Genomic DNA, 14,070 nt, shown 5'->3' on the forward strand with positions numbered 1-14,070 from the left:
TTCAATCATTTTGTTTGAAAAAGTTTGAAAATGTAGTGTTCTTAACAAAAAAAGACACATAAAGTGTCCTTTTCAATAAATATACTTTCATTCCATTTAAATTTTTCCAGTTACTTTTAACTTCCCATCTTCCAATACATAAATTTTATGATAGTCCTCTGGATGCTTTGGCATACGATGAGATATTTCTATGAAACTCATTTGTCTTTCTTTTAATAAGTCTCGAATAAAAGTAGTTGTTTCTTCATCAACTGCAGAAGAAAATTCGTCTATTAATAACATTTCATAAGAACGAAGCAGTAATCGGGCTAAACATAATCGGGCTTTTTCTCCTCCAGATAAATTGTCAACTAAATTTACAGTTTCATCCATTAAATCATATCGTTCCAATAAATAAGACAAATGCACTTCTTTTAGAACATTCTCCATCTGTTCTACAGAATACTCCTCACCAAGTGTTAGATTAAACGCTAATGAATTCATGAAAATATTAGACTCTTGCATAAAATAACCAATTTTATCTTTTTGAAAGGCATTATTCTTCCCTGAAGCTTCAACTCCTGCAAATCTTATTTTTCCAACTTGTGGATGGATATCTCCATAAATACAATCTAATAAAGTTGTTTTCCCACTTCCTGAAGGCCCCATTAATAAAAGCCGTTCTCCTTTATTCATCATAAAGTGTAACTCCTGCAAAATCGTATGTTCTTTTAATGTCAAATGAATATTCGTTAATTGAATCGGAAAAACATCTGTGACAAGTACTTTTTCTTCCTTCAATGGTTCAAATTCCAAATATTTATTCATTCGTTGAACCATTGGAATCGTTGTATTCATTTTTTGATAAAAATCCATCGCATTTAATAATGGACTAATAATACGATCACTTGCTAAATAAATCGCCATGACAACAGATAATTTCAAATCACCCTGAATAGAAAAATAAACTCCAATTGCTAAAGGAAGAAAAGAACTAATTCCGGATACTAAATTCGCTAATATTTTTGAAAGAAAACGTAAATGATTCATCTGATAATAATCTTCTTCGGTAGCACGAATTTTACTACCCAAATTCGAAATGGCAATCGATTCTACTCGAAAATTCTTAATGACACGCTTATAATCAATAAACTCATGTTGTCTTGCAATATACTGTTGATTATTCTGTGACCACTCTTGTGCCTTCGCTTTAATCTTCTTCGTAAACAAATGCGGAATTAATAAAGGTAAAATCGCAAAAGCTAAGAAAATAATCGTCATTTTCAAATCTAAAACCGCAATATAAACAAAGGTAACAAACGAAAAAGTCAGACAATAGACAAAACTAATAAACGAAACAATTCCTTGTTGCTGAATCACATTCCATTCCGTTAATAAAATGGATTCTACTTCACTTTGTTCAAAGTCACCTGCGTAATAATTCGTAATCAGTTTTTCCTTCGTTTGAATCGACAATAATTTTAATAGTCGTTGTTGAAATTCATCCCAAATAAACACTCCAAAACGAACAAAACCATACCCTAATATCCCAACAATCGAAATAAGTACTAAATCCGAAACATTTTTAGAAGTTCCCACTTCGATTAAATTGGAAATAAAATAAGGAATTACAATTCCATCCAATGCCGTAATCCCCATCCCAATAACAATAAGCAAAAGAATTTTCTTTGGAATCGATTGGAATAATTTTAATAAACTCAGCATATTTCATTTCTCCCTTTTTTCAGCATTATTGTTAACTATATCCCAAAGTAGAGGGTTAGTAAATAGTTTTCTGGCAAGAAATTTAACTCTCAATTGTTACTATAAGACAAAGTCTTTTACGCTTTACGTATTCCACTTCTAACCGATACTCCCTTTCATGAAACAAGTAATGACTTTTCATAGTAGCAGCAGTATTAGAAGTCGCTTCGACTTCTAATACTGGAAACTTTGAGACCCTAGGCTCAAAGTTTAGGCATGAAACCGAAGGTTTGCTGCCGTCCTCTCTGCTACTATAGACAAAGTCATTTACGCATTCCGTACTCCACATCAAACCGCTATTTCCTTCCATATAACAAGTAATGACTTTTCATAGTAGCAGTAGTATTAGAAGTCGCTTCGACTTCTAATACAGGAAACTTCGAGACCTAGGCTCGAAGTTTAGCAATGAGACTCGCTAAGCGAGGCTGCTTGCGTCCTCTTTGCTACTATAAGGCAAAGTCATTTACGCTTGTCTCTCTCATCACAATGCTTCCATCTTGTATTTCTAAACAATAATCAAATTGTTGCATAAATTCTTCATCATACTGATGTGTACTATAAACAATTAATTTATTTTCTAAATGACTCACTACTTCTTCTACTTTCAAGCGATTCTGAGCATCCAAACCAGCAGTTGGTTCATCAAATAATAAAATTTCTCTATCAAAGAATAATAATCTCGCCAAATCAATTCTTCTCTTTTCGCCACCAGAAGCAGTTAAAAGAATAGTATCAAACTCCGTTGACTCATTAACCCATTTTTCTAATCCAACTTGCTTACATAACGCTTGAAACTGAGAATCAGTAATTGAATTTTGCAAACTTATATTCTCTTTTAATGATAATTGAAAGAGTGAAGTTTCTTGACCAATATAAGAAATTTGATGAGAAATTTTTTCTAATTCAGAACTATCCAACAATTTCCCATTTTCTAATTGAAATTTCAATGACTGATTTTTAACAGAAATTGAACCAATAAGTGATTTTAAAAATGTTGATTTTCCACTACCACTTTCACCGATTAAAAGATACTTCTTCCCTTTTTCTAATTGAAGATTCAACTGTTGAAATATTAGTTTTTCATCAAAATTTACCGCAAAATCTTCAAAAATAATCTTTTGGATGTTAGATTGTTCTTTTACGACTTCAATTTTTCTTTGATCAATAATTTCAAACACTTTATCTTTCACACTTTTTGCAGCGACTACTTCCGTATAACTCGCTCCAAATCCTTGAATAGGATATGCTACATATTGTGTTAATTGTTTAATTGTAAAAAATACTGCTAAAGTAACCGAATGGTTTAATACAAAATAGCCTCCTAATACCCAAGAGAATACATTTACAAACATTCTCAATCCATAAGAAATTGCATAAACAAATTTATTAGTATGAGTTACGTATACCTTTGCTTCTACTAAATCACGACTTTTACTTCTTAAACGTTTATTAAATAACGGAAAAACATCATATACTTTTAAAGTTGTAAAAGAATCGAATATCTCTGTTAATAACGATAAATACTTTTCATTGATTTGAGATAAATTTAATTTTGCATTTCCTAAAATTTTCCTTGAAAAATATGGCAACGCAAATGGTAATGAACTTAATCCAATCATTAAAATAGCAAACAAAGGACTAATGACTATGGCAGATACGAATCCTAAAATAAACACCCATACATCATTGTACATACTTAACAATTCTTTAATATAATCACTTTCAATAGTTTCTAAATCTTTTGTGTACATATTTAAGTAGTAATCTCTACCTAATTTTTCAAACTCCACAATGGATTGACTTTCAATTGATTCGAGTAAATCTTCTCGAATGTGATACATTAATTCCTGCGTAAGTCTTTCATTTACAACATCTACTGCATAATCTAAATATGAATCAATCAATACATAAACAAAGGATAAAACTGCAATCCATATAAAATTTTCAAATTTACCTTCGGTGATAGTTTCTACTAATAAATTAATAATATAAGCCATAAAAACAACAGATACTGCCCCAAGCATACTAACGAAAGAAAAGGCAATAAATGGTTTCATACTTTTACGAATATAACGATACATTAAAATTCCTCCATAAAAATCTAAAATACATCCATTACTCGATTAAAAAACATGATGTTACCTCCTTCACATTAAATTTTAGAAGATTAAACTACTTCCAATTCAGATTATAGTTCAATTAAAAAAAAACAATACGATTAGAAAATTTCTTGATGGAACTTTTACATCAGACATATTTTAAGAATGGACAATGACTTTTCATAGCAGCACTAGCAATGAAACCGAAGGTTTGCTGCCGTCCATACTGCCACTATAGATAAAGTCACTTCAGAGAACATGCTGATATGAAATACTCCACTATTTGTTCTACACATTAAGTCTCAGTGTAATATTTCGTAATAAAAGAAAGTTATTCAGTTACAAAACATATTGTTTAGTTAATCTTTGAATCACATACTCTGACAGATGATGAGTTACCATTACTACAGTAAGCGTGTCATTATCGAACAACAATTTTTCTATTTCTAGTGCAGATTGATTATCTAGCGATGAAGTAATTTCATCTAATAACACGACTTTTTTATTTCTCAACAAACCTCTTGCTAATATTATTTTTTGTTTCTGTCCGCCAGAAATATTTTTTGCTTGATAATCAATAATTGTTTCTAACCCTAGTTCCAAAGAATCAATCCAGTCGCTAAGACCAACCTGTTTTAAAATATTTTCTAATCTATCTTCCTCTATCGATTCATTTAAAATAATATTTTCACGTATCGTTGCATTAAATAAATGTGGATTTTGATCAATGTAGATTATAGAATTTTGTAAACTAGTAATGTCTAAGTCTTTATAAGAAATATTATCCCAGTAGATGTTACCTTTAGTTGGTTCTAGACGACGATTCATAATATTTAACAGTGTTGATTTCCCTTTTCCTGATTCAGCAGTAATCACTACCTTATCTCCCTTTTTAATTTCCATGTTCATATTTTCTAAAACAACACGTTCAGTATTAGGATAACTAAAATGAATATTTTGCAACCGGATAGTATTTGTTAGCTCATTAACAACTTTTCCATCATTTCTTTCACAATTACTTTTTAATTTCTTACTATATTTCTCAAACACAGGTTGAACGGTTTTCAGTTCCGCATAATTAGCATTAAACCCTGTTAGGCTCGAGAAAATTGTTGCAGCGAAAAACTGCACTCCACCTATAGCTCCTATAGGGACATACCCTTCTACATATAAATACCCTGTAAATACCAATAAGATAATTTGACTAAATAAACTTAATCCATTTGTGGCAGATATCATTTTCCCAGAATCAACAGCGTATTGTACCTTTACTTTTTTTAATCTGTACGATCCAAATAAGATTTTATCCTTAAAATAATCTCCTAAATTCATACTTGATAAATCATTAAATCCATGCAGTACATCTGTAAAAGTACTCGTCACCTCATCACTGACTTTGGTCATAATTTCCATACTACTTGTCATTTTGATGCTAAATTTTTTTGGAACTAACACCATTGCTATAAATAATAACACTATTACGACAATAATTGAATAATGAAAATAAACTATAGCCGATACACTCAAAGCAATCCCCACAGCCTGATTAATCATCATCTCTAAGTTGTTAAAACCGTGTTGATTAATCGTCATGATGTCATTCGTCAACCAAGACAAATAAACACCCTGTTCATTTTCATTAAAAGAAAGGTAATCTGTTGTCACTAATTCTTGCGCAATATCCTCTCGTATTCTGCAATCCATACTTTGAACTGCATCTGTTAGTAATTTTCTCTCAAAAAATAGTTGAAACATCCATACCATGAAAATAACAAGCAATTGAACACTTAATAACTTTGCTGTTTCAATTTCCAACTTGGCTAAAGCCGTCACTAAATTAGCTATACTAACTCCCCACAATACTAAACAAGCTTGCCCTACAATAATTGTCAATAATACATAACTATTCTTTTTCCATTCTCTTTTTATATATTTCATTAAACTTTTCATATTAATCTCCTAACTATATCCTAATAGAATATCTCCTTTGAATTGTTTATTCATGTGTAATGCTAACATAACCAATAACATACCCCTCTAGAATTCGAAAATCTTGGTTTGGTTCGATAAATAGGCGCTTATAATATCGATTCAATAATCTTAAGATATTATGACTACACTCTAAACAACCCTCACGCCAGAGATAATATATAATCCCTGCTATGCCATGGCACAAACAAACTTAATGATTATTTATAGGTAGAAAATCCATAATTATCAACTTGGCAAGCGAATTGGTCATATAATGTTGCATTTCCTAATGATTCAACTTTATTATTTCCTAATATATTAATATTATTTAGTGCATCGTAAGTATCTATACTAGCAATAGCTAATGAACTTAAAATCTTTATATTTTTCGATAGTTTTTGTAATATGCTTTTTTTACTTTGTATATTATCTACTTTTCTCATCAATTAAATATATGTAAGTATTTCATTATAGCCATAATTGGATATTCTAGTTACCACCTTTTGTTAATATAACAATTCATAAAACCCTCCACATTTTATAAACATAAAAAGCTGTAACATAGCTTCGGTAATCTATGTTACAGCTTAAATGTACTGTTAAAATAGTAACAAAATTAAAACATCACAATACTTGGTTCTGAAGAAGATGGTGTAGATGAAGAAGTCCCTCCACCTGTATGCGCATTCATAACTTTTAATTTTTCTTGTTCTTTCATTACTTGCTCATTGTACCCAATTTCTTTTTTAAACAATCCTGATGTTGTTTCTTTTATTACTTGATTACCATTCCATTTTATATTAAACATATGCCATCTCCCCTTTCATAATCAAATTAGTTAATTAACTAACTTGATTGTAATTCTAAATCAACTATCTGTCAACAGAATCATTTACGCTTTAGCACTCTACATCAAACCACTATTCCCTTCCATTAAACAAGTAATGACTTTTCATAGTAGCAGCAGTATTAGAAGTCGCTCCGACTTCTAATACAGGAAACTTTGAGACCCTAGGCTCAAAGTTTAGCAATGAGACTCACTTTTCGAGGCTGCTTGCGTCCTCTCTGCTACTATAGACAAAGTCATTTACGCATTCCGTTTCCCACATCAAACCGCAATTCCCTTCCATCAAACAAGTAATGACTTTTCATAGTAGCGCTAGTATTAGAAGTCGCTTCGACTTCTAATACAGGAAACTTTGAGACCTCAGGCTCAAAGTTTAGGCATGAAACCGAAGGTTTGCTGCCGTCCTCTCTGCTACTATAGACAAAGTCATTTACGCATTCCGTACTCCACATCAAACCGCTATTTCCTTCCATATAACAAGTAATGACTTTTCATAGTAGCAGTAGTATTAGAAGTCGCTTCGACTTCTAATACAGGAAACTTTGAGACCTTAGGCTCAAAGTTTAGCAATGAGACTTGCTTTTGCGAGGCTGCTTGCGTCCTCTCTGCTACTATAAGATAAAGTCATTTACGCAAAAAAACATCTCATAAATGCTCCTCACATTTACAAGATGTTTCTACAATTAGTTATTATTGTTGTTATCTAAGAAATAAATCAAAGTTTGCAATTCATTTGTTAAGTCAACGTTTTGAACACGAATATGATCCGGTGCAGTTAAACGAAGCGGTGTAAAGTTTAAAATACCACGAACATCAGCTTCGATTAATAAATTAGCAGTTTCTTGAGCAACCTCTTGAGGAACTGTTAAAATCGCCACTTGAATTTGTTGTACACGAATTTGTTCAACCAAATCGTCCATAGAATAAACAGGTACTCCACTCACGATTTTACCTACCATACCTTCGTCTACTTCAAACGCAGCACTAATTCTTACATGATTACTTTGGTGGAAATTATAGTTTAATAAAGCTTGACCTAAATTACCTACTCCAACTAAAGCAACATTTGTTAAACGATCATGATTTAATTGTTGACTGAAGAAATCTAATAAATACTCCACATCATAACCATAACCACGCTTTCCTAACGCTCCAAAATAAGAGAAGTCACGACGAATCGTTGCACTATCAACTTTTACTGCTTCACTTAATTCTGTTGAAGAAATACGACGTTTCCCTGCATCATGTAAAAATCTTAAATAACGATGATAAATTGCCAAGCGCTTTGCTGTAGCTTTTGGAATTTCAACTTTTTTCATTTTTCAATCTCCTTTGTATCAATTTTCATAGACATTTTAGCATAAGTTTCATAATTTTCACAAACAATATGCTTGTTTTTACATAAATTATTACATTTGTAAAATTTATTATACATATTCCTTAGAATATATACCGTTCGTGAACATTGTGATTTTTTCTCAATCTTACATTTAGAGATAGAACATTAAAAACTTTTGTACTTACCATATGTGTGATAGAATAAATTTGAAACTGCATAGAAAGAGGATTATGACATGATTTTATTACAAGGTCAAGGGCTAGCTAGACATTTTGGCCCAGATGTACTATTTGAAAATATTTCCCTTGAAGTCCAAGAACGTTCTCGTATTGCATTAGTGGGAAGAAACGGAACTGGAAAATCAACATTATTAAAAATTTTAGCCGGAATTGAAGAACCTAGTTTAGGAATGGTCAGTAAGAAAAAAGACCTTTCCATCGGTTACTTAGATCAATATGCTTCAGTCGATTCTGAAAATACAATTTGGGAGGAAATGATTGAATTATTTAAAGGAGTCGAAGCTCTAAAAAAAGAAGCTCTTTTAATAGCTGATAAATTAGGTAATCCAGACGTATTAGCCAATGAATCACTCTACCAACAAACATTAACACGTTACGATGATTTACAAGAACAATTAAATAAAATGAACGCCTATGGCTATGAAGGTGAAATTCGCTCTGTCTTACATGGATTCCAATTTTATCCTGAAGATTATGATAAGCCTATTCAACAATTATCCGGTGGACAAAGAACTCGTTTAGCCTTAGCTAAAATTTTATTAGAAAAACATGATATCTTAATTTTAGACGAACCTACGAACCATTTAGATATTGAAACATTAACGTGGTTAGAAGATTACTTAAAATCTTCACCCGTATCACTACTGATTGTCAGCCATGACCAATATTTTTTAGATAAAGTCTGTCAAGAAGTATATGAAATTCATCATCACACTTGCGAATATTATAAGGGCAATTATTCATACTATGTTACTGAACGCGAAAACCGATTCTTACTACAACAAAAAGCTTATGAAAAACAACAAGAAAAAATTCAAAAATTAGAAGAATTTGTTGCGAAAAATATTGTTCGTGCCTCTACTACGAAACGAGCACAGTCACGTAGAAAACAATTAGAAAAAATGGAACGAATTGAAAAACCACAGTCAGATTCAAAATCCGCTCGTTTTTCATTTTCTGTTCAAAAAGAATCTGGTAATCAAGTGTTAAATGTGCAAGATGCTTATATTGGCTATGACGGACAAACGCTAGCGGGTCCAATCAATTTAAATATCCGAAAACAAGAAGCAATTGCGATTGTTGGGCCAAACGGAATTGGTAAATCAACATTTTTAAAATCTCTAATACAAGAAATTCCATGGATTTCTGGAGAAAGTTCATTAGGGGCTAATGTTCAAGTCGGTTACTATGATCAAAATTTAAGCGGATTAAACTCTAAAACAACTGTTTTAGAAGAGCTTTGGAGCCGACATACAACGATGCCTGAAAAAGATATTCGTACAATTTTAGGAAACTTCCTATTTTCAGGAAAAGATGTAGAAAAATCAACTGCCCAATTAAGTGGGGGTGAAAAGGCAAGACTTGCTTTAGCAAAACTTTCATTAGAACATGATAATTTCTTATTACTCGACGAACCTACCAACCACTTAGATATCGATAGTAAGGAAGTTCTTGAACAAGCTCTTATTGAATATGATGGTACGATTTGTTTTGTTTCACACGACCGTTATTTCATTAACCAAGTAGCAACTTCTATTTTAGAAGTCACTCCTGAGGGAAGTACCTTGTATTTTGGAGATTACGATTACTATATTGAAAAGAAACAAGAGCTTGAAGCCATAAAACAAGAAGAAGCCACACCTGTCGTTCAAGCAGAAGTAGCTTTGACCGATACTAAGAAAAATTACTTAAGTTCAAAAGAAGAACAAAAACAACTTCGTACTCTGACAAGACAAGTAGAACAACTAGAAGAAAAACTTCATCAAATCGAACAAGAAATTTCTTCCGTTCACGAAGAATTAACATTAGAAGAAGTTTATACGAATCCTACTCGTTCTAGTGAACTTCAACAAACTTTACAAACATTAAATGAATCATTAGAAGAAGTAATGATGGAATGGGAAGAAGCAAGCTTAGCTTTAGAAGAATTCCAATCTTAATGACTTCTCTCAAATAAAAATCAAAAGACTTTTCCTCGTAGCTTACGACATGTCTGCTACTGAAGAAAAGTCTTTTTGGTTAACATGAAATCTTAATATTCAAAGCCCATTTCATTTGCGAATGATTCAAAATCAACAAATTCCATATCGCCCTTTTCATATTTATCAATCGCTTTTAATTCTTCTTTGGTAGGAATGACACTATCTTGGAATAAAGAAATAAGCGAAACCAAAGCATTTGCTTGTTCATCATCTAACTCATCGACATTTAGATGGTTTAAAATCCTTTTTAGTTCTTCTTTCACCGTCATCACAGTCATTTCCTTTCTTTTAAATTTCTATTTATATTCATTGTATAAAATTATTCTATTAAAATAAACTCTTACTCATTCATCCATTGACTTTGATAAAGATGTTGGTAAAACCCTTGCCTTGCAATCAATTCTTCATGTGTTCCTTGTTCAATGACTTGTCCATCTTTCAACACTAATATTTTATCTGCATTTTGAATCGTTGAAAGTCTATGAGCCACAATGAAACTTGTTTTCCCTTCCATTAATGTTTGGAAAGCTTGTTGAATTTTCAACTCTGTTCTTGTATCAATGGAAGAAGTTGCTTCATCAAGAATGAGCATCGATGGCTGGCTTAGCATTACTCTAGCAATGGACAAGAGTTGTCTCTGTCCTTGTGAGAAGTCTTCTCCTTGTCGTTGAAGAGGTGTTTCTAATCCTTGAGGTAGCTTTTCAATCATTTTATCCAATTGGCATTGGATTAATACTTGTTGAATTTCTTCATCAGTTGCATTTGGATTTCCTAATAATAAATTTTCTCGAATAGTCCCCGATTGCAACCAAGTTTCTTGTAACACCATTCCAAATAATTGTCTAAGTTGCTGTCTAGTCATGTCTTTTATTGATATGCCATCAATGGTAATATTCCCTTTATCGACTTCATAAAAACGCATTAATAAGTTAATAAGTGTACTCTTACCACTTCCAGTTGGTCCCACAATCGCAATTTTTTCTCCAGGTTTTACTTCTAAAGAAAAATCCTCAATCAGTGTTCGGTCTTTTTGGTAAGAAAATGACACCTGTTCAAATAGAACTTCCCCTTTAATTATTTCTGGTAAATTGATTTCTTTTCCTTCTTCAGATTCCATAGGTTCTTCCATCAATTCAAATATACGGCTTGCACAAGCGATTGAATTTTGAAACTCAGTCATCACACCTGAAATTTCATTAAAAGGTTTTGTATACTGATTCGCATACGTTAAAAATGCTGCCAATTGTCCAATACTTAGCTGAGCTTTCAACACAAAAAATGCTCCCACTAATCCTACTACTGTGTACACTAAGCTATTCACAAAACGAGTTGCTGGATTCGTAATCGAAGAATAGAAAATAGCTTTTAAAGAACGGTTCGCCAAATTTTCATTCATTTTATCAAAAGTTTTTAAAACATTTTTTTCTTGACTATACGCTTGAACTACTTTTATTCCAGTAATCGTTTCATGAGTAAAGGCTGTTTGTTCCGCTCTTAATGTTGATTGGTCATGAAATAAATCATATGTTTTTTTAGCAATAAAGGATGCAACGACAAATGAAATAGGCGTTAAAAGAAGAACAACTATTGTCATTGTTAGTTGAATACTAAACATCCAAAATAATGTACTGATAATCGTTAAGATTCCTGTAAATAATTGAGAAAATCCTAATAATAAGCCATCTGCCATTTGTTCTGTATCAGAAATAACAATGCTTTGAAGAGAACCATGTGCTTTTAAATCTAAGTAACTTAAGGGCATTTTAGATAAATGAATAAAGACATCATCCCTCAATGACTTCACCATGCCATAAGCAATATGATTATGACACAAACTCATCACATATTGACTCACCATACTGATGAATGCTAGCACTAAAATCCATAATAAGCCATTTGTCACAATCGAAAATTGTACTTCTCCAACTCCTATCATAGCATCAATGGTTTGACCAATAACTTTTGGAATCCATACACTAGATAACACACTCACCATTGCTAAAAAGAGAGAAAATAGTAAGAGAACACTATAGTTTTTTAAATAAGGAAATAATTTTTTATACACTTCCATTTTTTCATGCTTCATACTACTGTTCCTCCTTTTGAAATTGTGAGGCCGTTATTTCTTGATAAATCGCATTTGTTTCTAGTAACTCTTCATGAGTTCCAATTCCTACGATTTTTCCTTTTTCCATCACAATAATTTGATGAGCTTGCATCACTGAAGCCGCTCTTTGAGAGACAATAATAGTTGTTGGTTTAAACGGAGCTTTTGAAATGGCTTTTCTTAAGGCTGCATCCGTTGCATAATCTAAAGCAGAAAAACTATCATCTAATATTAAAATCTCTGGCTTTCTAACGATAGCTCGCGCAATCGTTAAGCGTTGTTTTTGTCCACCAGATAGATTTCTTCCTTCTTGTTCCAATACATACTCTAATTGATTTGGTTTTTGTTCAACCATTTCTTTTGCTTGGGCAATTTCTAATGCTTCATATAATTCTTGAGTTGTAGCATCTGCATTTCCCCATCTTAAATTTTCAGCAATTGTTCCTCTAAATAAAGCTGCCTTTTGAGGAACAATCCCTATTTTCTGTCTTAATTCTTCTGTTGGAATAGATTCTATAGGTTGACCATTTATACGAATCGTTCCACTTGTTGGAAGATAAAATTTTGGAATCAGTGAAATTAGTGAAGTTTTCCCACTTCCTGTTCCACCAATAATGCCTAAAGTTTCGCCTTTTTTTAGAGAGAACGTTAAGTTTTCTAACACTTCATGACTATCTCCTTCATATTTAAGCGAAACATTTTCAAATGAAAGTACAACATCTGTCTCTTCTTTTGAAGATAAGCTATCCATTTTTTCTACAAATTCATCAGGTTGTTCAATCGTCAATATCGCTTCAATTCGCTTAGCACTTGCAATGGAACGTGTCACTTGAATCGTTAAATTCGCTAATTTAATAAGCTCTAACAAAATTTGCGACATATAATTTACTAACGCAATGACTTGTCCCTTTGTTAAGATTCCTGTATCAATTTGTACCGCTCCTAATTGTAATAACACAATAATCGCAATATTAATGATAATCATTGTAATAGGATTGGTTAAACTCGATAGATGACTCACGAATTTTTGTTGATTCGCTAATGCCTCTGTCTCAGTTTGAAACGTATGTTGTTCGATTTCTACTCGATTAAACGCACGAAGAACTCTCACTCCTGTTAAATTTTCCATTGTTTTTTGAGTGATACGATCCATTCCTTCTTGTACTTTTGTAAATAAAGGAATTGTTTTTAATAAAATAGCATAAATAATTATCGCTAAAACTGGAATCGTCACAACAAATACAAAAGCTGCTTGTACATTTACAATAAATGCCATTATCATTGCACCAAAGACTACAAAAGGTGAACGAAGCAATAGTCGTAAAAATAAATTCCAACCCGTTTGAACTTGTTGAATATCACTGGTCATTTTTGTAATAAGTGAATCTGTTCCAAGTTGATCAATCGTTGAAAAATTCATTTCCGTGATTTTTTCTAATAAAGCATAGCGTAATTTCTTCGCAAAGCCAGTCGCTGATTTAGCAGCAAAATACTGCGCAGTAATCGAAACGACTAACCCAATCATCGCAAGAAGAATTAACAACCCGCAAATCGTTAAAATGTAAGACGGACGATTTTGAGCAATTCCAACATCCATTAATTGAGCCATCACTAATGGCACAAATAGTTCAAAACTGGCTTCTAATAATTTAAATAAAGGTGCTAGCAAACTTTCTTTTTTATAAGAACGAACATATTTCCACAATGTCTTCAAAAACTTACTCCTAATCCAAAAATTTAATA

Annotated in this window: 9 protein-coding genes; 1 reads left to right on the forward strand and 8 read right to left on the reverse strand. The window is 32.1% G+C overall.

All coding sequences use genetic code 11. The annotated features are described in order from the left end of the window. Window positions 1-96: 96 nt before the first annotated feature. The 5 genes from RWM24_RS00160 to RWM24_RS00180 all read right to left on the reverse strand — a co-directional run bounded on the left by RWM24_RS00160 (window position 97) and on the right by RWM24_RS00180 (window position 7,979). Window positions 97-1,704: an ABC transporter ATP-binding protein gene (locus RWM24_RS00160; protein ID WP_314110448.1), complete on the reverse strand. Its 1,608-nt coding sequence runs from the start codon at window positions 1,702-1,704 to the stop codon at window positions 97-99. A gap of 485 nt (window positions 1,705-2,189) precedes the next feature. Further along, complete coding sequence (locus tag RWM24_RS00165) at window positions 2,190-3,824, reverse strand: ABC transporter ATP-binding protein (protein ID WP_314110449.1); 1,635 nt, start codon at window positions 3,822-3,824, stop codon at window positions 2,190-2,192. A gap of 357 nt (window positions 3,825-4,181) precedes the next feature. Beyond that, window positions 4,182-5,792 (reverse strand): ABC transporter ATP-binding protein, encoded by a 1,611-nt coding sequence (locus RWM24_RS00170; protein WP_314110451.1) that lies wholly within the window; start codon window positions 5,790-5,792, stop codon window positions 4,182-4,184. Window positions 5,793-6,429: 637 nt separating this feature from the next. Next, window positions 6,430-6,621 (reverse strand): hypothetical protein, encoded by a 192-nt coding sequence (locus tag RWM24_RS00175; protein ID WP_020991260.1) that lies wholly within the window; start codon window positions 6,619-6,621, stop codon window positions 6,430-6,432. Window positions 6,622-7,343: 722 nt separating this feature from the next. Next, on the reverse strand, window positions 7,344-7,979 hold the full coding sequence (locus tag RWM24_RS00180; RefSeq protein WP_314110454.1) for a redox-sensing transcriptional repressor Rex: 636 nt from the start codon (window positions 7,977-7,979) through the stop codon (window positions 7,344-7,346). A gap of 255 nt (window positions 7,980-8,234) precedes the next feature. On the opposite strand from RWM24_RS00180, the gene RWM24_RS00185 reads away from it, so the two are divergent. Further along, entirely contained in the window at window positions 8,235-10,178 is a 1,944-nt protein-coding gene (locus RWM24_RS00185; protein ID WP_314110455.1) for an ABC-F family ATP-binding cassette domain-containing protein, read from the forward strand. A gap of 92 nt (window positions 10,179-10,270) precedes the next feature. On the opposite strand, the gene RWM24_RS00190 is transcribed toward RWM24_RS00185, so the two are convergent. The 3 genes from RWM24_RS00190 to RWM24_RS00200 form a co-directional block, all read right to left on the reverse strand. Further along, window positions 10,271-10,489 (reverse strand): hypothetical protein, encoded by a 219-nt coding sequence (locus RWM24_RS00190; protein ID WP_314110457.1) that lies wholly within the window; start codon window positions 10,487-10,489, stop codon window positions 10,271-10,273. 71 nt (window positions 10,490-10,560) lie between these two features. Then, entirely contained in the window at window positions 10,561-12,306 is a 1,746-nt protein-coding gene (locus RWM24_RS00195; protein ID WP_314110459.1) for an ABC transporter ATP-binding protein, read from the reverse strand. Between the two features lies 1 nt (window position 12,307). Further along, entirely contained in the window at window positions 12,308-14,041 is a 1,734-nt protein-coding gene (locus RWM24_RS00200) for an ABC transporter ATP-binding protein (RefSeq protein ID WP_314110461.1), read from the reverse strand. Window positions 14,042-14,070 lie beyond the last annotated feature (29 nt).

Source organism: uncultured Granulicatella sp. (genome assembly GCF_963516875.1).
Lineage (GTDB): Bacteria > Bacillota > Bacilli > Lactobacillales > Aerococcaceae > Granulicatella.

Coding starts and splice junctions, on each gene's coding strand:
- RWM24_RS00180 (WP_314110454.1), bottom strand. CDS start 7,979: ATGAAAAAAGTTGAAATTCCAAAAGCTACAGCAAAGCGCTTGGCAATT.
- RWM24_RS00160 (WP_314110448.1), bottom strand. CDS start 1,704: ATGCTGAGTTTATTAAAATTATTCCAATCGATTCCAAAGAAAATTCTT.
- RWM24_RS00190 (WP_314110457.1), bottom strand. CDS start 10,489: ATGACGGTGAAAGAAGAACTAAAAAGGATTTTAAACCATCTAAATGTC.
- RWM24_RS00185 (WP_314110455.1), top strand. CDS start 8,235: ATGATTTTATTACAAGGTCAAGGGCTAGCTAGACATTTTGGCCCAGAT.
- RWM24_RS00195 (WP_314110459.1), bottom strand. CDS start 12,306: ATGAAGCATGAAAAAATGGAAGTGTATAAAAAATTATTTCCTTATTTA.
- RWM24_RS00175 (WP_020991260.1), bottom strand. CDS start 6,621: ATGTTTAATATAAAATGGAATGGTAATCAAGTAATAAAAGAAACAACA.
- RWM24_RS00165 (WP_314110449.1), bottom strand. CDS start 3,824: ATGTATCGTTATATTCGTAAAAGTATGAAACCATTTATTGCCTTTTCT.
- RWM24_RS00170 (WP_314110451.1), bottom strand. CDS start 5,792: ATGAAAAGTTTAATGAAATATATAAAAAGAGAATGGAAAAAGAATAGT.